Origin of the sequence: Haloarcula sediminis, assembly GCF_035656455.1 — an archaeon.
Classification (GTDB): Archaea; Halobacteriota; Halobacteria; order Halobacteriales; family Haloarculaceae; genus Haloarcula; species Haloarcula sediminis.
On sequence record NZ_JAYMGA010000001.1, the window covers coordinates 581,545 to 605,324 of the forward strand.

Here is a 23,780-nt window from a genome sequence, read left to right on the forward strand (position 1 = left end):
GGAGGCGGTACGACGACGGCCAGAGCGACCCGGGACCTACGCCAGCCAGTCTTCGGGTTTCGTGTTGTAGTCGATGTCCGTCGCCGCCAGATGCTCCACGTCGCTCCACTGGACGTCGTCGACCGTCACCTCCTCGCCGTCGTAGCGGAGCCGTTTCCCGACTTCTTCGGGCTCGGGCTCGCGGTCCCGGCGCTTGGCGACCTCGATGTCGTGGTCGTCGAACTCCTTGACGATTGTCAGCAGGTTCACCGGGCGGCCCCACAGTTCGAACAGCCGTTTGAGTACCTCGGTGGCCTGTTCCCGGTCCAGCGTGATACCGTTGTACCTGTGTGCCAGGAGGAGTTCGTTGCGGTTCCGGTAGTTGCCGTCCTGGACCACGATGGTCGGCTTGCCGAAGTTCGTAAACTGGAGCATGAGCTTCTTTTTGACGTCCTCGTGGTCCGTCGAGGTGACTCGGTAGTCGCCGGAGGCGTGGGTGTACTCGTAGGTGAAGTAGTCGTTGTCGTCGACGAACTCTTGGGTGAGAAACTCATCGAGGAAGGTCACGTCGTTGTGGCTCTCGCGTATCTCGCGCATCCGGCCCCAGCCGCGGGTGTACTCCACGTCCGCGAGGGCGTCGGCGACGCTGTCGTAGCGCGTGTCGTCGAACATGTAACGCGAGACCCGCTCCAGTTCGGCCTGTCCGACCCGCGAGACGAAACCGCGGTACTGGGGCTTGACCAGCGAGTAGTGCCGTTGGGCCAGCCCCTCGTAGGTCAGCACCTTCCAGGGGTAGTTCCCCACGTCGAACTCGCCGTCGCGGGCTCTGGCCAGCGCGTCGGCGTCGACTCGCGGGTCCTCGGGGTCGAGTTCGTCCACGTGGCCGGGCACGTCCCGGAGCCACGCGGGCGGTTGCAGGTGGTCCTGTACCTCGGTGAAATCGACCACGTCGTGGAACGTCCGCCAGGTGATGCCGTCGACGCGGAGCAGCCGCTCGACGACCTCGCGGCGGTTCTCCGTGTTCTCGATGTACTCCCAGAGTTCCAGCCCCAGCGAGTATGGGTTCAGCCCCGGCGACCCCAGGACCTGTGCCATGTGGTCCGAATAGAGGACGAACTCGTCGTCCCCGGCGAAGCGCTCGCCGGTCATCATCAGCGACTCCCAGTAGGCGGCCCAGCCCTCGTTCATGACCTTTGTCATCTTCTGCGGGGCGAAGTAGTACGCCTCCCGACGGAGCAGTTCCAGTATCTCCGTTTGCCACTCCGCCATCTCGACGGCCTTCTCGGCGTCCTCGTCGTAGGCCATCCCGTGCTTGCGGAGGAAGCCGAGCACGTCCTTCTCGGGCTGGGCCGGGAAGGTGGCGTTCCCCTCCTCGTCGCTCTGGGCGTCGAGCCACTCCTCGTCGAACACCTGTCGCTTGACCTCCTCGGAGAGGTCGAGCTCGTCCAGTTGCTCGCTTACGTCGACGCCCTCTATCTCTTCGAGCCGGTCCCGGGCCGTCTCGACCGGGCGGTAGGGGCGGTGCTGGTCGATGTTGTCCTCCAGACAGAGGACGTGGTCGATGAAGCGCTCGACTTCACTGCGGTCGATTTCCGGGTCTTGCATGTACTCGCGGATGGTGTCGGCGTGGCGGGCGAGCATCCCGGCGGCGTCCGGGCCGCGGCCGTCGCCCTCGCTGCCCGCGGCACGGGGCGGGGCGCCGTCGCTGAACAGGCCGAACCACTCGTTGTTCGCGAAGAAGTCCGCGTGGGCCTCGACGTGGGTGATGACCGCCTTCTGGTCGGCGAGGGTGTTTGACTCCTGGAGGAAGGCGTGGGCCGGGTCGTCGTTGTTGACGATTTCGAAGGCCTTCCCGCCGAGGAACCGCCCCTGTTTTTGCTGGCGGTCGTACTGCATTCCCCACCGCCAGTGGGGGTAGCGCTGCTGGAAGCCGCCGTAGGCGATGAGCTCGTTCATCTCGTCGTAGTCGACGACCCAGTAGTTCACCGGGTACGGCGTCAGCCCCAGTTTGGTCGCGAGGTTGCTCGCCTCCCGGACGGGCTCTTCGAGGTCGTCGGCGATGCGCTGTTTCCGAAATCTGTCGTCGTTCATGACTCCTCCTCCGTGCTGAGTATCTCGTAGATGGCGTCGACCACGTCATCCGGCGAGGTGACGTAGGTGACCGCCACGTTGTCCGAGTCGCGGAAGCTCCGCTCGACCTCCTCGGCGTGGGTCGCGTTGATGGCGTTGCCGGAGGGCTGGGTCTCGACGTAGGCGTGGAGGTTCGCCGGTATCTCCTCCATCATCGGGATGACCCGCTCCTCGGTGTCGTTCGAGGAGTTCTCGCTGTCGCCGGCCGCGAAGACGTAGCGGTTCCACTCGCTCCAGGGGTACTCCGCCTCCAGCACCTCGGTGGCAAGCTCGTACGCGCTGGAGATGCGGGTCCCCCCGCCGGAGCGGATGCCGAAGAACTCGTCGCGGTCGACCTCCCAGGCGTCGGCGTCGTGGGCGATGTAGACGAACTCGGCGTTGTCGTACTTGCCCTGGAGATACCAGTCAAGCGGCGTGAAGGTGCGTTCGACCAGTTCGCGTTTCTGCTGGCGCATCGACCCGGAGACGTCGCGGATGTTGACGACGACGACGTTCTTCTCGCGTTCCTCGACAATCTCGGGATAGCGGTACCGTTCGTCCTCACGGCGGAACGGTATCTGGTCGACGCCCTCACGTCGGATGCGGGTGGAGGTGTCCTCCCGCTCGACGCTTGCCTCCATCTCCTCGATAGAGTCGTAGGTCGACTTCTCCTCGGCCGCGAGGTCGCCGTAGGCGTCGTCCAGCCACGCCTTCGAGACGGGGATGTTGTTCTCGCGGGCCCACTCGAAGGCCGTGGCCGGCCCCCAGCCGTCGACCTTCAGCGCCTCGCGGACGTACCCCTCGTCGAAGTCCATCGCGAGCTTGCGCTTGAGCCCCTGCTTGAACAGCCGCTCGAAGTCAAGCGTCGAGGAGGGGCCGCTCCGGGTGATGTCCGTGAAGTCGCCCTCCGTCTCCTCGACAACCGTCTTCCCCTTGGGGTCCAGGTCCAGCCCGAGCTGTTCGTCCAGCTCCTGGGCGAACTCCTCGGGGTCCATCTCGTAGTACTCGTGTTCGCCGCCCTCTTCGCCGGGCTCGCCGTCTTCGCCCTCCTCGCCGTCGCCGGGCTGGGGCTGTGGCTGCCCGACGGGGTCGCCCTCCTCGGCGCCCTCGCCCTGGCCGACGCCGCCCTTGTCGCGCTGGTCGTAGGCGAACTCGGGCAGGTCGACAATTTTGATCGGGATCTTCACCTCGTCGCCGCGGGACTGACCCAGATCGCCGTACTGGATGAACTCCGCCAGGTCTTGGCGGCGCTCCTCGCCCACCTCCCGATACCGTTCGAGGTCGTCTTTCAGTCCCATCTGTAGCTCACCTGACTCATGACGTGGCGGCTGGTCAGCTCGGCCGCGGCCTCGCTGTAGCCGTGCATCTCCATCATGTTCCTGATAGTCGTCTCCTTGAGCGCGGCCGTCTCGGTGCCGGACGGCGGGTTGTCCCACTGCCCCGGATCGAAGTCCTCGTAGGTCCGCTTGACGTCGTCCCAGTCGTGGCTCCCCAGCACGGTCTTGATGACCGGTATCTCCTTGGGCGAGACGTCGCCGACCCGGAACTCCTCGTCGCGGCGCTGCCACGCGTGGCGGTTCAGCGCCGTGATTATCTTGTCGGTGCGGAACTTCGTGACCGCGTGGTCGGGCTCGGCGCCCTCGTAGTTCTTCTCGTCGAACCGGCCCAGGTGCTCTATCTCGAACACCTTCATCTTCAGCGGGTCCGGGTCGACGTACTCGCCGCGCTCGTTCTCTATCTGGTCGTCGGAGGCCCAGGCGTACACCTGCTCGATGTACTCCTCGACCGTCGCCTCGTCGACGCGCTTGTCGCGCATCATCGCGGCCAGCACGTCCCGCTCCTGCTCGCTGAAGACGTAGTTTTTCACCGGGACCACGCGCTCCTCGTACTCGGTGGCCTCGCTCGGCGAAAACACCGGGGCGTCTCCCAGTCCCGCCGCGATGGCGTTGAGGACATCGCGTGGCATGATGACGTGTTCCACGGGCAGGTCGGAGTGGTGTCGGTCCTGGGCCTCGTGGAGCAGGTCGGCGACCACGTCGCGGACGTAGGTCACGGGGATACCGTGGTCCCCGTCGGTGTGGGTGATCTCCAGGTCGTAGTCCTCGATGTCGACGCGCTCGTCGCCCTCCATCAGGTAACCCCGGTCGAAAAGCAGCGCCTTCTCCACCAGGTCCAGCCCGGTCGGGACGTTCGAGCTGTCCAGTCGGGAGACGACCGCGTACAGCGCCGCCGCCTCGATAGTGTGGGGCGCGATATCCTTCTCGGTCGGCGTGTCGATGTCGTCCCTGACCGAGACCGAGACGGGCTCCTGTATCCACGTCTCCAGCTCCTCCCAAGAGTCGGGGTCCCAGACGCTCGTCTCGTCTGTCAGCTCCCGACGGAGCAGCTGTGCTTCGAGCGAGAGGTTCGTCAGGTAGGTAAACTCGTGTTTGTCAAGCCGGCGTTTGAGCGCCTTCAGCGGGTCCTGTCCCTCCCGGTCTGCGTGCTGGTTCAGCTGGGCCTCCAGGTCGGGGTTGGAGATGATGACGAGCTGGGTGTCGACATCCATCCCGATGCCCTTGTCGAGCTTGACGTGGCTCTCGTCGGGGACGTTCAGTAGCTTCTGGAGCAGGTCGGCGTGCTGGGCGGCGTCCTCGACCACCGTCAACAGGCCGTTCCCCTGGGAGAGCACGCCGTCGTAGGAGAAGGCCTGCGGGTTCTTCCGGCCACGGGAGTCCAGCTCGCGGAGCATCCCGTGCATCCACGAGCCGACGAGCCGTTCTTTGGGCGTCCCCTCGTCCTCGGAGTGGAGGACGCCGATACCCCGTCCCACGTCCACGACGAAGTTTTTCACCCGGAGATGGGAGGGGTCGGTGACCGCAGAGAAGAGGTTCTCCTCGCCCGCTCGGCGGTACTGCTCCTCCAGGAAGTCGTATGCCTCCCGGGAGAACGGGTCGAGTTCGCCGTCGACGCGGATCTCGATGTGGTCGTCGAGGCGCTCGTTTATCTCGGCGAGTAGTTCCTCGCGCACGTCCGCCGGGAACACCGTCAGCGGATGGACCTGCACGGGGCTCTCGTACCAGTCGTCTTCGTCCTCGATGGGGGTGTCGCCGTAGGTCAGCGCGCTGTCGCTGCCGCCGGCGCCGGCGACGTTCCACTCGACCGTGTATCGACGGCCCTCGGGCGTTCGGGAGTACTCCCGCAGACCGTTGATGAGACAGCGCTTGAGCTCGGATTTGCCCGTCGCGGTGGGCCCTTCGAGCCAGACTATCTTCTCGTCTTTGCCCCGCCCCGCCGCGATAGAGCGCAGGTCGTCGACGAAGGCGTTCAGCACCTCGGTGTTGCCCAGGATGGCGTGCTCGCCGTCGTTGTGCGGGTCGTCGAAAAAGCGGTACCGCTCTTTTTCCTCACCCTCCTCGATGACGGTCCGGGTGCCCGCGGCCTCGATGGCCGACAGCAGGTACTTCGAGGCGTGGGCGGCGATTTCGGGCGTCTCCAGGACGGCGTCGACGTACTCGCCCAGCGCCATGGGCTCCTCGTAGGTGGCCGAAAGCGAGTCGTCGGCGCGGTCGATGTACTCCTCGCCGCTCATTAGTCTTCCATCTCGCTTTTGGCGACCTCCGCGCCGGCGAACTCGAGCACTTCCTTGGCGCCCTCCTCGGAGTAGCCCTGTTCGATGAGGGCGTCTATCCACTGGTTGCGCTCGTCGTCGTCCATCTCCCCCGAGGAGACCAGCGCGGAGAAGTTGATGTTGTGTTTCTTGTCCTCCCAGAGTTTGCGTTCCAGCGCGCGGCGCAGGCGGTCGTTGTCCTGTGGGTTGAACGTATCGCCCTCGCGGGCGCGCCGGGAGACCCAGTTGCTGACTTCCTGGCGGAAGTCGTCCTTGCGGTCCTCGGGGAGGTTGAGCTTCTCCTCGACCGAGCGGAGGAACTGCTCGTCCGGTTCCTGCTCGCGGCCGGTGAGCTCGTCCTCGACGGTGTCGTCGTCGATGTAGGCCATCACGTGGTCCATGTACTTCTCGCCCTGGCGCTGTATCTCGTCCATGTCGTAGGCTAAGGCGTGGCGCACGTCCTCGATGGCCCGCTCCTTGTACTCCTCCCGGACCAGTTCGAGAAAGCGGTAGTACTCCTCGAACGACTCCGAGTCGATGGAGCCGTGGTTTTCGAGGTTCCCCTCCAGGTGGTTGAACGTCGTCAGCGGCGAGAGGAAGTCCCGGCTGCGGTGCATCGAGTCCATGATGGCCTCGGCTATCTCGTCGCCGATAAAGCGGGGCGAGACGCCGTCCATCCCCTCGCGGATGTCCGCGGCCTGCTCGGCCTCCTCGCGGAGCTTCTTGACGTCGATGTCGTCGGCCTCGTCTATCTCGCCGTTGTACGCTTTGGCCTTCTGGACGAGCTCGACCGATTCGGTGTCGGGCTCCTCGATGCGGGTCAACACACCGAACAGACCGGCCATCTCCAGGGTGTGTGGCTCGACCTGTATGTCCGGCAGGTCGGCGTTGCGCAGCATCTTGCGGTAGATTTTGGCTTCCTCCTCGTACTGGAGGACGTAGGGAAAGTCGATGCGCTTGGTCCGGTCGTTGAACGCCTCCATCTTCTCGTCGCCTTTCTTGTCCCGGTACTCAGGCATGTTCGTCCGGCCGACGATGACCTGGTCGATGTCGATTCGGGGGTTGTTCTTGGGCTTGATTGTCTGTTCTTGACTGGCATGGAGGAAGTCATAGAGGAACTCCCGCTGGAGTTTCAGGAGCTCCTCGCCGGAGAAGATACCCCGGTTCGCGTTACAGAACGCGCCGGAGTAGTCGAACGCGCGCGGGTCGCTCTCGCCGTAGATGGCGATTTTGGAGTAGTTGACATCCCCCGTGAGCTCGGTCTCGTCCTGGTTTTTCTTGTCCTTGGGTTCGAAGGTCTCGATGCCCTGGCGCCGGTTCTCGTCGGCGACAAAGCGGACGATCTCGACGTGGTTCTCCAGTACCCGCTGGAGGTCGTCGTCGTAGTACGCCAGCAGCCGGTCCATGTAGAACTCCGAGGCCGGGTCGAGGTCCTGTTCGTTCCGGATTGTGTAGGGGGCGTCGAGCACCTCGTTGATGTCCTCGATGACCCGGTCGCGCTGGTCCTGGGGCAGCAAGACCAGCGGGTCCTGGTTCATCGGCGAGCGGACCACGTCGTCGCCCGGGTCCTGGTCCGGAATCACGTCACAGAGGTTCGTCCAGCGGAAGGTGTACATCCGCCCGTCGTCGCTGCGGGTGTAGTCCTCGTAGTAGTGGCGCACCTGCCGGTCGAAGTCGGACTTCCCCGACCCGACCGGCCCCAACAGGAGCTTGATGCGCTTCTCCGGGCCCAGCCCCCGGGCGCCTGACTTGACCTTGTTGACGAACTCGTGGATAGCCTCGTGGACCTCCCGCCCGTAGAACGTGTTCTCGCCGTCGTGGATGGGGTCCTCGCTGGCTATCTTGTACTCGACGACGCCGGCGTCTTCGTCGTACTCGGTCCCGTAGTAGTCGAACATGTCCGCCACGCGCTGGTGGGCGTTACGGGCGACCTTCGGGTCCTCGTACAGCTGGTCGAGATACCAGTCGAACGTCCGGGTGGTCCGGAGGTCCGCCGGTATCGTGTCCTGGTACTCCTGGCTCAGTGCTTCGAGTGTCTCTTTGTTCTGGCTCATGCTATCTCGAAAAGTTCTGCACGGGACGGCGTCGACGTGACGCGACCGCCCCGGGAACAGTCCGGCCGTGAGAGCCGCCGCTTCGGCTGTGAATCAGCGGGAGCCGCGGCATGACCCGTCCGCCCGGGTCGGTTGGTAAACAACACCATGGTATTGCTGACAGGGCGGGAACCGCGCCACCCTCTCGGTAACGGATGACAGCCTGTGACTGTGTTTCCGATACTATTTATTACATGAGTGCTTCAACATTAAGACCCTTTTGCCGTAGTACATAAACCACCGGGACTCCGGCCCGGATATCGGCGGGCCAACCGATAGACAGCAGTGCGTCGGTATGGTATACCACAGCAGTATCCCGGTGATTAATTTATAAGTAATCGGACCCGCAGTCATACTGGTGGCTGTAACAAACTGAAGTAATTCGCCACCCCGGAGTGGCGAATATCTTTCCGAACTTACAGCCTCCAGTATCAGCCGACAACGTATTGACCGCCGAGCCACAGCGCCCGGTATGGACCTCGCGGCGCTGCCGGACGAGTGGACGGTATGGAACCGGACCGAGACGGACCTCATTCTCGCGTACCGCCCTGACGTCTTCGACAGTGAGGCCTTTCCCGCACCCTGCCTGCCGACTATCTATCTCACGCGCGGCAAACGAACGCGTCGCCCGGGCGCCGACCGGACCGGCGAGGACTGGTACGTGACGCTGTATCTGGAACCGGAGGTAGACCACCAGGCGGCAGCAGTGAGAGAGCGGGACGACGCCGTGGCGGCCGCTGTCGACCTTGCAGACGACTTCGCCGCCGGCGAGTTCGATTTCCGGTCGCTGTATCAGGTCCCCCGCGAGGCGTATCTGGCGGAACTGGACACACTGACCGGGAGAGCCTGACACTTACCTTCCGGGCCCGCCTACGGCCTGTATGACAACTGTCACGCTCGTCGGCGCACGCCTCGCCGAAACCGGCGAGGAGTTCGTCTACCACGGCGAAGCGTCCGGCTGTTCGGGGTGTCCGTATCGCGACCAGTGTCTCAACCTCACGCCGGGCCGGCGGTACCGAATCACGGCGGTCCGCGAGAGCGGGCAGACGCTCGACTGTGCGGTCCACGACGGGGGCGTCCACGCCGTCGAGGTCGAGCCCGCCCCCGTTCGCGTAAACGTCCCGACAAAGGGCGCCTTCGCCGGAAGCAAGGCCGAACTCGCCGGCCCCTGTCCCCACACCGAGTGCCCGAGCCACCCCTACTGCGAGCCACAGGGGGCGGAGTTTGACACGGAGTACCGCATCACCGAGGTACTGGGCGACCCGCCCCATGACTACTGCATGCTGGACCGGGACCTCACGATGGTCGAGTTCGAGGCGCCCGAAGACGCCTGACCGACTACTCCAGGGTGCCGACGTGGCTCCCCATGTATCCGAAGACGTCCTCGTACCCCTCGGCCGAGAGCAACACGGGGTGAAAGGCCTCGTCGGCGTACACCGTCTCCCCGTCGGCCGCGGCGACCGGGTCGCCCGCGGCCACCGGTTCGAAGTTGCGCACGAACACCTCGTACTTCTCGGCGGCGTCCTTGGGGATGGGACCGCCGAGCTGGAACACCGGCAGCGAGTCGTTTCTGACAGGGGCCGGCTCCTCTGTGACGCCCAGCGCGGCCAGGAACTCCCGGATGACCTGTTCGGCGTTCTCGGCCGCCTCGGGCGACCCCTGGTAGCCACACTCGACCTCGATGGTCGTCGGGGCGACGGAGAACAGCCGCCCCTCGTTGTTTCCTTTGGTCCGAACCACGGCGTCGACTGAGAGCTTCGGACAGACATCACGCGCCAGGTCGGAGAGCTCATCGACCAGCGCGAACATCCCGTCGTAAGACTGCGTGGAGTGCAGGGAGAGGACGGTACAGCCCCGGAGCTCCTCGGTCAGCTCGGCCGCCAACCGCATCTCGTAGACGTCGCTGTCCGGGTCCCCGGGAAACACGCGATTGAGGTCCAGTTCGAGGTAGCGCTCGCCGGCGGCCAGCGCTCGCTCGTTGACCACGATGAACTTCACGGGCTGGGACACCTCGGGTGGGTCCGCGAGCACCGCCTCGATACCGTCGCGACCACAGGGCTCGTCGCCGTGGATGCTGCCGACGACAGCAATCGATGGCTCACCCTCACCCAGTTGCTCCACTCGCATCTGTTCGTAGCTCAGTAACCGGATCCTAGTATATGTGTGGGTTTGGTGTCGAGCTGGGGGGCACTCCCGACCCCGATGTGATCGCCGTGGTGGTCAAGCTTTTATTACACAGCCCGGCCTCCGGAGCGTATGAGACGGCGACGATTGCTTGGGTTGACGGGAATCGCACTCACGACGGGGACAGCCGGCTGTCTGACGGACTCTGAAGGGGGCCCGGGGACCGTCGAGGAACGTAGTGCGACCCCGAGTGACACCGCTGATCCCGGCGCTGGGACGCCGACCGAGACAGATACCGGTATCCCCAGTTCGGCGCCGGCGGTGACAGAGCCGATATACGAACACTGGGGCGCGTACAGCGACGAGGACGCTGGTAGACTCGTCGACACGTATCACCCTGAAGCGCCTGACGCGCTCACGGAGTCGGCTGTCTCTTTCCAGGGGACGGTGACCGTAGAGAGCACGACAGTCCTCACTCAATCCGACGGTTCGGCGACCGTCGAGGTCGAAGCCAGCATTTCGGGGGAGCTCAACGAGTCCCAGACGCAACTGTTCGAGTTGCGACGCCACGACAGCGAGTGGAAGATATGGTCGTACGAAGTGACGGAGGACGGCTCGTCGGAGCCGGCGACACCGCAGGCCGCTTTCGACTTTGAATACGACGAGTCCGCGGCCGATGCAAGCGACGAGGGCATCCTGCGGATTACGCACAGCGGCGGGGACAACATCGACGGCGCCAGGCTCTACATCCGTGGGTCAGGCATCGTCGAAACTGCGGGGGCGACTCCGGACGTCACGGAACCGGACGCCGACTGGGCCAGTGCGACCGACACCACCGAAGTCACCGCGGGAGCGGAGATAACTGTGGGCGTGACAGCCGACTGTGACATCCGCGTCGTCTGGGCCACCGAAAGCACGAGTCAGACACTCGCGACCTACCAGGGCCCTGGTAGCTGACTCAGTCGCGCCCGTGACAGCGGACTCCGGTCAGTCCAGCCCCTCGGCGAAGTCGTAGTCCGTCTCGTCGGCCACAGGGTAGTCCTCGTCGAGGCGTATCTCCCACCCGTGGAGCGTGGACGGTTCCGCCAGCGCGTTCGTGAGCGCGGTCCGCACGTCCAGCAGGTCGACCCCGTAATAATCGTTCGGGACGCCCCGGAAGTAGTCAAGCGACGTGCGAAACAGCGACCGCATCCCGTCGTCGTTCTCGAAGTCGAAGTGCTTGTACGCGCCGGCGGCGACTTGGACCATCCCGTGCAGGAACTTGCTCTCGGTGCTCCCGCGGCCGTAGTTGTACCACTCGGCCTCGAAACAGTCGTGTGACTCGTGGAACCCGCCGTCGTTGTACAGCCGGACCCCGTGGACGACGGCCCGACGCAGCGTAGCGTGCTCCCACTGCCCGTCGGCCCGCCACCCAGTCGGGTCTCCCGCAGGCGGCCCGACGCTGTCGTCGCGCGTGTGGTCGTCCATATCTCAGTGTCGGATGCCCGAGTGGTCAATCCAGCGGTCCCGGCGATGGTTCCGTACGACATTTATACCGCTGTGTGTATGTGGGATGCATAGGGCGCGTGCGAGGGTAGCCAAGCCCGGAAACGGCGGCGGACTCAAGATTTGGTCTGACGACCAAATTGTTCGCTGAACCAGAAATCTGCTCCTACGCACCCCCAACGTGCCTATCCCGGCGGATTCGGCATCGTGACAACTATGCAACCACAGTCCGATTCCGTATCCGACCTGTTCGAACAGACCGAGATAGACGTCCCCTTTCCGCTCGTTCCCGAGGAATCAGCGGCGTTCCTGAACGAAAAAGAGGAGTTCGATTACCGGAGCCGGCGCGAGAAGTTCGCCAAATGGCTCCTGCGAGAAGGGAAAGACACCCGCGACAAGGACGGCTACACCGAGGATACCGCCAAGAAGACCTGCTATCGCGTTGCCTTCTTCGAGCGGTACGTTTGGTCTCAAAGAAATGAGTACGTCCCTGTGATGGACACAGCGGACGCAGACGAGTTCATAGAGCGGGTCGCGTACTCCGATTACAGTCAGTCGCACAAACACGCCCTGCTACACTGTATAAAGCGGTACTTCAAATGGCGACACCACGAGTACGGCGGGAACCTCTGGAACCCCGACCGGAGCTTCAACGTCTCGAACACCCAACAGCCCCAAGACCACCTGACAAAGAAGGAACGACACCAAATCCGTCAGGCCGCGCTCCAATACGGGACGATTCCCTCGTACAGTACCGTCAAGTGCAAGCCTGAACGGCGGGAACGGCTCAAACCGTTCGTTGCCGAGAAGGCGAACAAGTCGACCGACGCGCTCGGGGTCGACGACTGGAAGGAAACACCGAGTTGGAAGTACACGTCGCTGGTCTGGTCGTCCCTTGACGCCGGCTTTCGGCCCGCCGAGGTGGAGAAGGCCAAAGTCGAGTGGGTCGACGTAGACAACGCCGTGCTACGGATTCCTAAATCAGAGTCGACTAAGAACGAGGAAAACTGGAACGTCAGTATCCGCGCCGACACCGCCGAGGCTCTGGAAAACTGGATTCACGAGCGGAGCCACTACCCGAAATACGACGACACCGACCTACTGTGGCTCACTGACCACGGTAATCCCTATGGGAACCGCCAATTGGGCCGGCTCATTCGGACACTCTGTGACCGGGCAGGAATCGAGTACAAGAACCGCAAGATGAGCTGGTACTCGATACGCCACTCGGTCGGGACGTATATGACCCGCGAGGAAGACTTAGCCGCGACGAAACAGCAACTCCGACACAAGCGGGCCGAGACGACAATGAAGTACGACCAAGCCCCGCCCGAAGACCGGCGTTCGGCGCTGGACAAGATGGGCTGATAGAAGCGGGGCCGCGTTCCCGCTGTCTTCGGGTCGATAATCAGCAGGAACTCGCCGCTCAATCAAGAAGCGAGGTCGTCGTATTTCTCCAGCACCATCTCAAAGTATTCGTCGTCCATTAATCGAGGACTCTTGACTCGACCGAAGTTGTCTAACATATGCTCCACTTCATTGCGATTCAGACCATACGCCAGCATCGCACCAGCGTCCATTTCGGCTTGCAGTATCTTTCTCTCTTGATGGCCCGTTGCGGATGTGATACCGAGTTCGTCTCGGAGTGACTCGAACTCATCTCCGTAGCAGTTCAATCGGGCGGCTCGTGTCCAAATATAGTCGAACCACTCATCGCCGTCCGTTAATCGTGGAACCTGTGATTCACGAACCTTGTACGCTACCAGCGTGTTGTCGATTTTAGTACGCATTAGGTAATCGAAGGCGAGACTATTTATCAGTCCCAACGCGGCGAACATTTCTTCGTTTGTAAATCTGCGTTGATAGATACTCCGTAGCGGTGTTTCGTCTAAATCAGATTCCTGAGCAACCGTCTCGTGTGGTCTGAATGTCCGAAGTTTGCTGTGACAGACTACTCCGGCGGGAAGGACTGTCGCAATAAACGTCCTTTCGTTGGTAGTGTTTCCAATGTCTCTGAACGCGATTCGTGGGGTGGTACAATCAAGGAGAACATCATCCACGGAGAGAGGCTCACCACGGGCATCTTCAAGGAGATTGTTTACAAAGCCTTTCTGAGACCCCGTTCCATCAAATTCGTTGTAGAGTGCCGTTTTTAGATTACGAACCTCCTTTTCGCGGATACGGCTTTTTGCGCTGAGTTCGGTTGACACGCCCTCATCTACACTCCAAAACTCGGGGGGTTCCACGTCCAGAAATCTATCATCGTAGACAAACTGATAGATGTTTTTTCCGCCCAGAACTGAGTAATCACCTTCGTCGGGCGATTCCACAAATCGGTCTGCATCGTATGTACGGTCTAATTCACGATGGATACTGACGTTCCAAGAATCTTCAAATGGCTCGTCAAGCGAGGGATGGTCAAGGAGTTTGCTCAAAACACCCACTTCATTTTCAGGGTCGGTATCCCCACGCGATGAAATCTGCGGGAACAGCGCCGCTTCGGGCGAATAATCTGTTAGTACCTTACGTGGAATCTTGACTGTTTTTTCCTCAAATTTCTCAATCACATCAATGGTATTCTCTAAGAATATTCCTCGGAGTTCATCTGTCTGCCCACCGTTTTGGAAGGTGAGGATACCAAACCGATACTGATTGTGTAACCCCTCGAAAATGCCGTGGTTCTCGAAATGTAGGAGCGAATCCACGGTAGTATTGTTTAGTAGGTGTAATCGGAGGTCTTTGGCGGTAGAACTGGTGAATATCACATTTGGCAGGATAAGAGAAACATAGGCATCGTCTCGCGCTATGTTATATACGCGCTCTAAGAAAAGAGCAGATAACTCATTTTCTGATGTTACTTCTTTGCCGTCTACAACTGGACTCTGAAGTTCATATCCATCGGAATTATTGAAATAGTCGGCTCGTGCCTGCATCTGCTGATTATATTGTTCCCAGCCTTCCTCGATTTCGGGGTCTTCCAGTAACTCCTCCATTTTCGCGTCCTTGTCTTCCGGCATCCGAGTTCGGAAAGTCGGGTCATACCGAGAGAAAAAGTCATCTCGGTTCGTCCGTAGCACATCCCAAGGCGGGTTTCCTACAGCAACATCGAAGCCACCGTCGGCATAGACCTCAGCAAATTCAAGAACCCAATTGAACGGCTCTAATTCCCTGACTTCTTCCGGTGTAATATCATCAATGCCCGCATCTACGAAATCTGCGTGAATATCGTCAATCAGTTCTTCGCGGGCGTTCCGTAGTTTCTCGAAGGCTTGACTGCGGTGTTTTTCGGCGGTCTCGCTGTCAAACGCCTGTTCGTGCTTCTCGATTTCATCAATAATGCCCTGATAGCGGTCTCGGACGCTGTCTTCGCTGAAACTGCCAAGTCGGTACTGGTCATCACCGTTCGTCTCGGGGAAGCCCGTGTACCCGATGAGACTGTTCCCCTCACGGAGATTGAACACGATATTGGGAAGCGCGAGGTCGTCGTCATCAAGGTCGTCAATAACGTCCTCGTCCAGTTCCGAGATGATTGACAGCCAGAGTCGGAGCTTCCCTATCTCGACCGCCGGCCCCATCAAGTCGACGCCGTAGATGTTGTTCAGGACGGTCGTCTTCTTGAGCTTGTATTCCTGCGGATAGTTCTCGTTTTGAGCGTACAGAGCCTTCCTGACGTTGACGATTTCTTCAAGGACAGACGTGAGGAAGTGGCCGCTACCACAGGCAGGGTCGACAACTCGGAACTCGTCGACTTCGGCCAGAAGGGCACTGATTAGTTTCCAGCTCCCCGGCAGGTCTTCGATAAGCTCGTAGACGGAGTCGTACCGCTCGGCTTCGGCTTCCGGCCAGTCCCGTTCTTCGACCAGCACGTTCTGGAAGCGGTCTAACAGGGCCGGGCGAACGGTTTCCTCGGCACAGAAGCGGGTAATCTCGCTCGGGGTGTAGTACGCACCGAGTTCTTTGTTCGTATCGGCGTTGTCACTGGTGATGTAGTTGATTGTCTTCTCGAATACGTTCCCGAGAACGCTTGGGTCGAGGTCGGTCGGCGCACCGCCGGCAGAGAAGCTATAGCGTTCCAGCAGGTCGATGATGGATTCCAGCACGGAGTTCCGAACGTCGAAGTCTCCTTCCTCGAAATCCTCGCCCTCGATAGTCGGACGGAACAGCCCACCGTTGAGGTATGGAATGTCTGCAAACAGGTCGACGTTCTTGACCTGCGGCGAACGCTTCTCGGGCTTTTCGTTCATCACGTCGTAGAACAGCCGCTTCAGGAAAGAATCGTACAGCGACCCCATGTGCGTCCCGTCGTTGTAGGTCTCCTTGACCGTCCGAAGCAGGTCAGGCTGGACGATGGCCTTGTCTTCGAGGAACTTGATGAAGATGAGCCGGTTCATCAGCTCGACGGCGAAGAGTCGGGCGTCTTCCTCGCTGGCCCCTTCGGGTTTCACGACGCCGTCACCAATCAGCGAGCGGGGAGTCGTTTCGTCCTCGTTGACGATACCGAAGACGTAGCGAATGTAGTCGTCGTAGAACTCGTCCGTGATTTCCTCTTGTTTCTGCTTGATGACCTGTCGGGCTTCCCCGGCGATGGAAACGAAGTTCTGGTACTCGAATGTACGTAGGAGCCGAGTGACCTGCTCCCGGTCGGCGTCGAAGACGGCCTCGGTCGGCGGCTCCCGCTTGCCCACTTGGTTCTGGAAGACAGCGAGGAAGACCGGCTGTAAGTCCACTTCCTCAATGACGTTGTGAGTGTATGAGTCGGGGTCGTACCGGACGAAGGCCCATCGAAGCCCGTCCGTCGCAAAACCGAAATCGGATTCAAATTCTCGCTGACTGAGCCAATCACGCACCTGTCCAATCCCGTGTTCCCGGCTGTCGAGGTCTTTGTTGATTGGTTCTGCTTCGACCAGTAGGCGCGTCGAATCAATATCCGGGTGGTCTCGGAGAGAGATAGTGTAATCGGCCACCATCGTCCGGCCCCCGGAGAGACCACCAGCCTCGGTGGCCCAATCGTGGCCGAGAGCGGCGAGAAGCGGCTCGATGACTGCCTGTTGGGTAAACGACTCTGGCTGAAGCCCGTCCTTCGTCATGCTTCCACGGAGCTTGTAGGAGCCGGGGTCGGCCCGCAGGATTTTCTCTAAGGTATCGTCGTCAATCTGCTCTCGGAGATTCCTAACAGTACCGTCGATGGCTCCAATTAGGTCGTCTTCGGCGTCCTCGGTGACGGCGGTCTCGAAAGCCTGCTCAACGAACTCGGTCGGTCGGAGGATGATGTAGATGGCATACGAGAGTGGAGTTTCGTGAGTTATCTGGTAAGGTAGCTAAGACCTGATAAAAATGTGGGGTGTCTCCGCCGTCGTCCGGCGGTTACTCAATCTCGAAACAGTCGAAGCATTCCAAGTCGGTACCGCCGTGGCCGTCACAACCGGGATTTCCGTTCGGGCAGACGTCCGGCTCCGGGTCAACGGTACAAGTACCACCATCGGTCTTCACAGTATCGGTCGACTCGGACGGCGTTGATTGTGGCGGGAACGCGGTTGCCGCGTCGAGAAGGGTCGACCCACCGATAGCGGCCACGGCGAGCATATGCTTCCCGCACTTGCCCTGTGGTTGGTAGTAGTGCTGGAAGCCCGGGCAGTCACACGAGACAGGAATCCCGTGCTGGTCGACCATCACGCGGTACATGTGTTCATCTTTCAGATAGCCGTAGCTGGCGTTACAGACTTCAATTTCGAAGGGGGCAACAACAGTGAACTCCCACTCACTCCACGCGACTCGCTTCGCGGTCTTGGTGTCGAAAGAGAGTCGGTCAACTACGGTACGCTTTTGTTTCGTCTCGGCGTCGGTTTGCATTGCTTCTGGCTCCATTCAGAAGCACCGGTCGGTGTTACAGCACCGGCCACTTTCCTCGTGGCAGAACCGAGCTTCCTACCTACCTGTAGGAGACGGCCTGTATATGAAGGTTGCGAGTGTATGCATACGTTCGCAAGACTAATGAATGAGACCACCAGAGTAGTGGCATGGCTGAGATTGACCTTAGCCCGACCGACGAGGCAATACTGGAGATGTTACGTGAGGGTCGCTGTACGCCAGCCTACATAGCCACAGAACGGGACTACTCGCGGGCGCATGTCAGGAACCGGCTCCAACGTCTTACCGAACACGGCTACGTCACGCGACTCCACAAGGGACTGTACGAACTCGCCACAGACCCCGAGTGAGACAGGCTGGAAGGGGGTTAGAACACCGTCGCCCAATTGTGGTGAGAACCGTAGTAACCCGGCTCACGATTTTGTGCCGGATTTCCCACGCGTGAAGGGGTCTTCTGTAATTTCTAATCGCAAGATACCGACGCATAAGTATAAGACAGGGTGTGAGAATACCAATTGGGAGAAAAACACGGGAAAGCCATTTGTGCTTTCCATCGTGGTGGTTGACACGTCCCGGACTTTCCGTTACCAGCGGGAACGCGCACCAGCTCGGACTTCCTTTCTCCCGGAGAATATCTATGTACGACGAATTACAAGGAGAGCCGTTTAGCGAAGCGAATACCGAAAACAAGACTAAATTCCATTTCAATGATGCAATATCCGAGCAACATGAAGCCTATCTTGGAGACGCACCGTGGGAACTCCGGGAACAGTGGAGGCGGTTCCACGGATACCAGAACGGAATATGGAATTGGGCTTGGGCCGATAAGAAGAAATTATATCAGCAAGATAATGACCAAATGTTCGATGCCATAGCAGGACAAATCGGACTGACAAAATTCCAAAAAGAACGAGCGCGTGACATTTTCCGAGAAATCCACTACCCGACTTATGGTTCCTACTACGGCGTATTGGATATAGCGTTCTATGTGTCCGTTATTGTAGCCAATGAAGATTATCGTGGTGAGGGGTGGGTGTACTTCCCTACAAAGAAGAACTACAATCACCAACGAGGGGATGACCATGTGAGGGATGGTCATGAAGCGTTCAGTGAGGTAGCAGATGCTCTTGGCCTTGATATTCCAGAGGGTAAAATTCAGAAGGGTTTACAAAAATTCGAACCTATCGTTGAAGAGATTGTCCGGCGGTACCCCCCTATATAAGTCGGCTACTATAGTAACGGGTGAGAAGAAACAAAAGGAGAGCTGTAAACAGATTCCTGAATCGGCTGTGAATCTTCGTAGGGAATTAACACAGTTTGTCCTTCGGACTGGAATCAAGGATTGAGGGGCGGGGTTCCTGCTGCATTAGGTGGTCAGATACTTCGTATCAGTACTTATTGGATTCCCAAGACAGCAGGAAGCTTCCCGCTGAATTAGGTGCAATCCGATATACCGTATAGAATATATGGCCTCTACCCGAGATTAATCAGAACTCCCGTAGTCCCTGTCCTTCGGACTGGAGTGTAAGAATGGGGCGGGGTTCCTGCTGTATTCGGAATAGCCGTTATACACCCTATAGAATATACTGATAGCCCGGTTCAGCTATTCAACCCCCTACATTACTGTATAGAATATAACATCCTCACGTTCCTGCTGAATCGGGACTCTGTATAGTATAGCTGTATATGGAAAGTGCTGCAACAGAGTTCACATATTAGCCGGATAGGCCTCTGATTCTTTGGATACGGGATTGGCCTCTATATGGGATTACCGAGGGTTATAAAAAGGCTTCTCGACAGACATTCGACCTCAATGTAACCGATTTCAGACTATTGAGTACGTCATCACCGTCCCACCAATATCACAATTCCTCGCGTTCCTGCCACAGTGGGCGAAAAGTCTGTTTTCCGATATTATTTTTACCCGCCTACTTGTTAAGAAACCGCCAGACGGCGGGCCAAGGTCGAAAAGGGCAGGTAGATGATGTCTCCCGTCTGGCAAGGTTTAAAACAGCCAAGGGCCAACAAGTCATTGCTGAATCCGACGATTGAGATTAGGCGCGTGAGAGGCTGTGAACGGTAATCGCGCCAGCGATGTGCGAGGGTAGCCAAGCCCGGAAACGGCGGCGGACTCAAGATCCGCTCCTGTAGAGGTCCAAGGGTTCAAATCCCTTCCCTCGCATCGCCGCGCGACCACGCCGGTCGCGCACGGTGCGGAAGACGCTCTCGGAGCGCTCTTCCCTCGCAAAAATTCTGGTGTGATAGACCGTACAGAGACGGCGGTGGACGCAAGATCCGCTCCTGTAGAGTCGTCGCGAGCGGTGAAACCGCGAGCGACTGCTCGGAAGACGAAGCGGCGGACGGCGTAGCCGTGAGCCCGCGAGTCTTCCGGTGGTCCAAGGGTTCAAATCCCTTCCCTCGCGTCACTATGCGTCAAATAACGCGACGCAGGTGGTGCGCAAAGGGATTTGAATGAGAGAAGACGCAGCGGTCGAGTGGAACGAGACCGACCGTCTTCGCGTAGTTCAAATCCCTTCCCTCGCATCGCCGCGCGACCACGCCGGTCGCGCACGGTGCGGAAGACGCTCTCGGAGCGTCTTCCCTCGCAAAAATTCTGCCAGGAACGTGGCAAGCAGCATCTGCCACCCGTTCTATCCAACAGACAGGTTGCCCCATACCGAGATGCTAAAGCCGTCCCGCTGCCAGGGCCATCCATGACCGACGCAACACGCCGTGTCGCAATCGCCGAGCGAGCCGCCAGGGCCGGCGGGGCCGTCGCCCGCGAGATGTTCCGGGAGGAACTGGCCGTCGAGACGAAAGCGAACAAGAACGACGTGGTCACGGCGACCGACCGGGACGCCCAGGCACAGGTGGTCGCCACCGTCCGGGAGGAGTTCCCCGAGGACTCGTTCCTCTGTGAGGAGGAACTGGTCTCGCGGTCGGGCCCCGAGACGCCCGAGACCGAGCCGACGGCCGTGTCGTCGGTGCCGGAGACGGGCCCGGCGTGGGTCGTCGACCCCATCGACGGGACCGCAAACTACGTCCGCGGGCTGCGGACCTGGACGACCAGCGTCGCCGCGACGGTCGACGGCGAGACGGTCGGCGCGGCGACGTATATGCCGTCGATGGGCGACCTCTACGCGGGCGGCCCGGAGTCGGCGACACGGGACGGGACGGCACTGTCGGTGAGCGAGCGGACCGACCCCGAGACGTTCGTCGTGACAACCGTCGGCTGGTGGGACCTCGACGACCGCGCCGAGTTCGGCCGGCTCTGTACCGCCGTCGGCGAACGGTTCGGCGATATGCGCCGCATCGGGAGCTTCCAGGCGACGCTCGCGTTCGTCGCCGACGGGGCCATAGAGGGGGCGGTCTGCCCGACACCGACCCATCCCTGGGACACGCTGGCCGGTGTCCACCTGGTCCGCCGGGCCGGCGGGACGGTCACCGACCTGGAGGGGGAGCGCTGGACGGCGGACAGCGCCGGGCTGGTCGCCTCGAACGGCGAGGCCCACGACGAACTGCTCGCGGCCGCGAACGCCGCGCTCGAATAGGGCGGCGTCGCAACCAACCGAGCCGGTTCGTCGACTCGCGCACACGCGACCGGAAGCCTGAAATCGACGCCCGCCGGTCACACGGCCATGAACACCTACGAGCGACTCAGCGAGAAGTACGGGGTGGCCCGGCTCTGGGTCGCCTCATTCGTCGCCATCGTGGTCGCCATTGCGGGGGCGGCGGTCGCGATGCCGACACGCGTCTGGGACCGCTTTCTCTGGCACTACTTCTGGGGGCCGGTGTACGCCGACGCGAAGGCCGCGAGCTGTGCGGTGATGACCGACGGGGGGCCACAGCCGCTGTACCAGGGGTGTTCGGCCGCCATCGAGAGGGGAGATATCGTCGCCGAGCCGGGTTACACCATCGTCTCGGAAATCGGCTACATGCTCATCCTGGTGTACATGCTCGTCGGCGTCTACCTGCTGCTGGAACGGCTGGACATCGCCGAGGACCCGAACCTCTACTTCGCCTTCGTCCCGTTCATGCTGCTTGGCGGCGCGTTACGCGTCGTTGAGGACGGGACCGACCGCGCCGTCGAGGCCGGCGTGACGCCGCTCGTCGAGTATCCGCTGAGTTCGCTCATCATCAGCCCCGTCATCTACGGTGTCGTCTTCGTGATGACGCTCGTCTCCCTGCTTGCCTGTCTGGAACTCGACCGGCGCGGCGTCGTCGGGAGCTACTACCGCGCGACCGCCGGCGTCGGCGTCGCGCTGGTGGCAGCGACGATGGCCTACCTCACGATGGGGGCACTGACGACCGACTACTCCACGCTGTATCTCTCAGTGCTGGTCTCGACGGTCGGTATCGCGTCGGTGCTCTCCTATGCGCTGTACTGGCTGTTCGAGAACTACGCCCCGGCGGTCAACAGCGGCACCGGCTACATCGGCCTGCTGGTCATCTGGGGCCACGCCATCGACGGCGTCGCCAACGTCATCCTCGCCGACTGGCTCGACGCGCTGTCGGTCCCGCTCACCTACTACCCGAAACACCCCGCCAACGCCTTCATCATCTCGACGACCGAGGCGCTCCAGCCGGCCGGAATCAGCGCCGCAATCGGCACGTCCTGGCCGTTCCTCTTCGTGAAACTCGCCGTCGCCTCCCTCGTGGTCTGGCTGTTCAACGACGAGTTCCTCAATGAGAGTCCGCGCTACGCGCTTCTCCTGCTCATCGCCGTCACCGCGGTCGGACTCGGGCCCGGGACGCGGGACATGCTCCGGGCGACGTTTGGTATCTAACTGCCGTGGTGAGCACGGCTCGGGAAGCTACGGGAACGGGTGGTGTGCCCGGTCGAGCCGAGGCTCGAACCCGAGTTCGCCGGGGACCCGCTCGGCCCGCTCGCCGAAGTACGCGTCGTCGAAAAAGAGCGGCTGGGCGGTCGGACAGAGCACGCGCACTGCCTCGAAGCCGAGCCCGTCGAGGTCCCGCGTCGTGAGCCGGGTCGCGTAGGGGTCGAGACCGGCGTCGGTGACGCGGTCGACCAGCATCGATAGCTCCGTCCGCTTGTCGTCCGGGACGCTGTCGGGACCGACGCTCGACAGCGGCACCGTCGTCTCGGCGTCGGTCAGCGAGGCGGCCTCGGACGGTCGGCCGGCGTAGTGTCCGATGGCCCCGGTGGCGTCGGCCGCGCCCTCTCTGCCCATCCCCCGGAGTTCGAGCCAGTTCTGCAGGGCCTCTTCGAGCGCGCCGGTGGCCGCGTCGGCGGGATCCAGTCCCGCCGCCGACCCGAGCGCGAACTCGGGCCACGCCTCGCCCCGGAGCGCGACGGCCACGACCGGCACGTCGACGTCCTGCGTGAGCAACAGCGCCGTCGCTTCGAGCCCTTCCGACTGTGCGCGCCGGCGGAGCGTGTCGAACTCACCGTCCTCGACCGCTATCTCCAGCGGGTCGTACGTCGAGTACCACGACAGCATGGCGGCGTCGCGCTCGATTACCTCGTACAGCCCGGACAGCAGCGCCTCGGTCTCCGTGCTGCCGAGGCCCAGTCCGGTCGTCACCGGCGGCCGCACCGCCTGCGACGGCGGCGGGTACAGCACCGTCTCGGCGGGCACGTCGACCTCCGCGTCGGTGTCGAGATTGGTCGCCGGCACCCACCGGAGCGGCTCCTCGACGGGACCTTCCTCGGGGCGGACGAAGGCCGTCGGTTCGATGGCGTCGGCGACCGACGCCGGTGTCCCCCGGGGCAGCGTCTCGGCCCGGTAGACGCCCGCGGCGTAGCGCTCGTAGCTCTCGCCCAGGGCCTTCATGAACGCCGTGTCCCAGTCGCTCGCGACGCCGGCGGCCTGCTGTGTGGCGGTCGCGTCGCTGAACCGCTCGGTGCTTCCCGCCGTCGCGAGGTAGTAGGGCGCCGGGAACGACTCGGCCTCGCCCACCTCGCTGACGATGCCCAGGCGCTCGTCCAGCCCGCCCTCGGCCCGGGCGAGCGCGTCCCGTTCGTACTCGGGGTCGGTCCCCCGGAGCGTCCACGTCCGGTCGCCGCCACAGTCACAGCCCGGCACGGGGCGGAACTGCCGTTCGGTGTAGGGCAGCTCCACGACGGTGCCGGCGAGGGGGCCGGCACCCGAGAGGGCCTGCTCGATGCGGCGACCGGCGACCGCGCCGGCAAAGCGCTGGGTCCCGCTACCGGGCGCCTTGGCGGGCGCCTGGTCCTCGTCTACGTTCGCCCGGACGCGGTCGGTGAGACAGTCGTAACACCCCGTCTCCGGGCCGAAACCGGCCACGGCGGCGTCTACGACCGGCACGCCGCCGAGCCCGCCGAGCTCGACGGCGACCCACGAGGTCCCGAGTTCGCGGGCGCGGGCGCTCGCGGTCCCGAACCGCTCCGAAGTCACCTGGTCGACGACGACCGAGAGGTCGGCGGGGGTCACGAGCGGGTCGTCGGCCCGGCGGACACTGGCCGGGCTATCGGAAAGCGCAGCGACGAGAGCGTCTACCGCCGGGCCGCTCCCGACGACTTCGACAGTGGTCATGACCGCACAGAGACG

At 61.7% G+C, this 23,780-nt stretch carries 17 protein-coding genes and 1 tRNA gene; 9 read left to right on the forward strand and 9 right to left on the reverse strand.

What is annotated here, in order from left to right:
* Nucleotides 1-36 precede the first annotated feature (36 nt).
* Genes VJ162_RS03160 through VJ162_RS03175 form a run of 4 tightly spaced genes read right to left on the reverse strand, consistent with a single transcriptional unit; the run spans nucleotide 37 to nucleotide 7,731 of the window.
* The gene (locus tag VJ162_RS03160) at nucleotides 37-2,070 is read right to left on the reverse strand and encodes a SpoVR family protein (protein ID WP_324662323.1); all 2,034 of its coding nucleotides are present in this window, start codon (nucleotides 2,068-2,070) and stop codon (nucleotides 37-39) included.
* Nucleotides 2,067-3,386 (reverse strand): YeaH/YhbH family protein, encoded by a 1,320-nt coding sequence (locus VJ162_RS03165; protein ID WP_324662324.1) that lies wholly within the window; start codon nucleotides 3,384-3,386, stop codon nucleotides 2,067-2,069. Before VJ162_RS03165 ends, VJ162_RS03160 begins: the two co-directional genes overlap by 4 nt.
* On the reverse strand, nucleotides 3,377-5,659 hold the full coding sequence (locus tag VJ162_RS03170; protein WP_324662325.1) for a PrkA family serine protein kinase: 2,283 nt from the start codon (nucleotides 5,657-5,659) through the stop codon (nucleotides 3,377-3,379). The genes VJ162_RS03165 and VJ162_RS03170 overlap by 10 nt, the downstream gene beginning before the upstream one ends.
* Complete coding sequence (locus VJ162_RS03175; RefSeq protein ID WP_324662326.1) at nucleotides 5,659-7,731, reverse strand: PrkA family serine protein kinase; 2,073 nt, start codon at nucleotides 7,729-7,731, stop codon at nucleotides 5,659-5,661. The genes VJ162_RS03170 and VJ162_RS03175 overlap by 1 nt, the downstream gene beginning before the upstream one ends.
* 511 nt (nucleotides 7,732-8,242) lie before the next feature.
* Between VJ162_RS03175 and VJ162_RS03180 the strand changes: the two genes are divergently transcribed.
* Both VJ162_RS03180 and VJ162_RS03185 read left to right on the forward strand, forming a co-directional pair.
* On the forward strand, nucleotides 8,243-8,620 hold the full coding sequence (locus VJ162_RS03180; RefSeq protein ID WP_324662327.1) for a DUF5820 family protein: 378 nt from the start codon (nucleotides 8,243-8,245) through the stop codon (nucleotides 8,618-8,620).
* 31 nt (nucleotides 8,621-8,651) lie between these two features.
* On the forward strand, nucleotides 8,652-9,104 hold the full coding sequence (locus VJ162_RS03185) for a UPF0179 family protein (RefSeq protein WP_324662329.1): 453 nt from the start codon (nucleotides 8,652-8,654) through the stop codon (nucleotides 9,102-9,104).
* A 4-nt stretch (nucleotides 9,105-9,108) separates the two neighbouring features.
* On the opposite strand, the gene VJ162_RS03190 is transcribed toward VJ162_RS03185, so the two are convergent.
* On the reverse strand, nucleotides 9,109-9,897 hold the full coding sequence (locus tag VJ162_RS03190) for a M14 family metallopeptidase (protein WP_324662330.1): 789 nt from the start codon (nucleotides 9,895-9,897) through the stop codon (nucleotides 9,109-9,111).
* 129 nt (nucleotides 9,898-10,026) lie between these two features.
* Between VJ162_RS03190 and VJ162_RS03195 the strand changes: the two genes are divergently transcribed.
* A complete protein-coding gene (locus VJ162_RS03195; RefSeq protein WP_324662331.1) occupies nucleotides 10,027-10,851 on the forward strand; it encodes a hypothetical protein in 825 nt (274 codons plus the stop codon).
* A 30-nt stretch (nucleotides 10,852-10,881) separates the two neighbouring features.
* Here VJ162_RS03195 and VJ162_RS03200 read toward each other — a convergent pair whose 3' ends face one another.
* A complete protein-coding gene (locus tag VJ162_RS03200; RefSeq protein WP_324662333.1) occupies nucleotides 10,882-11,361 on the reverse strand; it encodes a DUF309 domain-containing protein in 480 nt (159 codons plus the stop codon).
* Nucleotides 11,362-11,595: 234 nt separating this feature from the next.
* Here VJ162_RS03200 and VJ162_RS03205 point away from each other — a divergent pair, with 234 nt between their 5' ends.
* Nucleotides 11,596-12,747 (forward strand): tyrosine-type recombinase/integrase, encoded by a 1,152-nt coding sequence (locus VJ162_RS03205; RefSeq protein ID WP_324662335.1) that lies wholly within the window; start codon nucleotides 11,596-11,598, stop codon nucleotides 12,745-12,747.
* 62 nt (nucleotides 12,748-12,809) lie between these two features.
* Here the strand turns inward: VJ162_RS03205 and VJ162_RS03210 are convergent, their stop codons facing one another.
* Both VJ162_RS03210 and VJ162_RS03215 read right to left on the reverse strand, forming a co-directional pair.
* Nucleotides 12,810-16,466 carry an Eco57I restriction-modification methylase domain-containing protein gene (locus VJ162_RS03210; protein WP_324662336.1) on the reverse strand — a complete coding sequence of 1,219 codons (3,657 nt, stop codon included), beginning with the start codon at nucleotides 16,464-16,466 and terminating at the stop codon, nucleotides 12,810-12,812.
* Between the two features lie 277 nt (nucleotides 16,467-16,743).
* Complete coding sequence (locus VJ162_RS03215; RefSeq protein WP_324662337.1) at nucleotides 16,744-17,229, reverse strand: hypothetical protein; 486 nt, start codon at nucleotides 17,227-17,229, stop codon at nucleotides 16,744-16,746.
* Between the two features lie 167 nt (nucleotides 17,230-17,396).
* On the opposite strand from VJ162_RS03215, the gene VJ162_RS03220 reads away from it, so the two are divergent.
* From VJ162_RS03220 to VJ162_RS03240, 5 genes are all read left to right on the forward strand, one after another.
* Nucleotides 17,397-17,597 carry a helix-turn-helix transcriptional regulator gene (locus VJ162_RS03220; RefSeq protein WP_324662338.1) on the forward strand — a complete coding sequence of 67 codons (201 nt, stop codon included), beginning with the start codon at nucleotides 17,397-17,399 and terminating at the stop codon, nucleotides 17,595-17,597.
* Nucleotides 17,598-17,884: 287 nt separating this feature from the next.
* Complete coding sequence (locus tag VJ162_RS03225; RefSeq protein ID WP_324662339.1) at nucleotides 17,885-18,469, forward strand: hypothetical protein; 585 nt, start codon at nucleotides 17,885-17,887, stop codon at nucleotides 18,467-18,469.
* A gap of 876 nt (nucleotides 18,470-19,345) precedes the next feature.
* A tRNA-Leu gene (locus tag VJ162_RS03230) sits at nucleotides 19,346-19,429 on the forward strand.
* Between the two features lie 532 nt (nucleotides 19,430-19,961).
* Entirely contained in the window at nucleotides 19,962-20,798 is an 837-nt protein-coding gene (locus VJ162_RS03235) for an inositol monophosphatase family protein (protein WP_324662341.1), read from the forward strand.
* Nucleotides 20,799-20,885: 87 nt separating this feature from the next.
* Nucleotides 20,886-22,034 carry a DUF63 family protein gene (locus tag VJ162_RS03240; RefSeq protein WP_324662342.1) on the forward strand — a complete coding sequence of 383 codons (1,149 nt, stop codon included), beginning with the start codon at nucleotides 20,886-20,888 and terminating at the stop codon, nucleotides 22,032-22,034.
* A 27-nt stretch (nucleotides 22,035-22,061) separates the two neighbouring features.
* On the opposite strand, the gene VJ162_RS03245 is transcribed toward VJ162_RS03240, so the two are convergent.
* On the reverse strand, nucleotides 22,062-23,765 hold the full coding sequence (locus tag VJ162_RS03245; protein ID WP_324662343.1) for a YcaO-like family protein: 1,704 nt from the start codon (nucleotides 23,763-23,765) through the stop codon (nucleotides 22,062-22,064).
* Nucleotides 23,766-23,780: the final 15 nt, after the last annotated feature.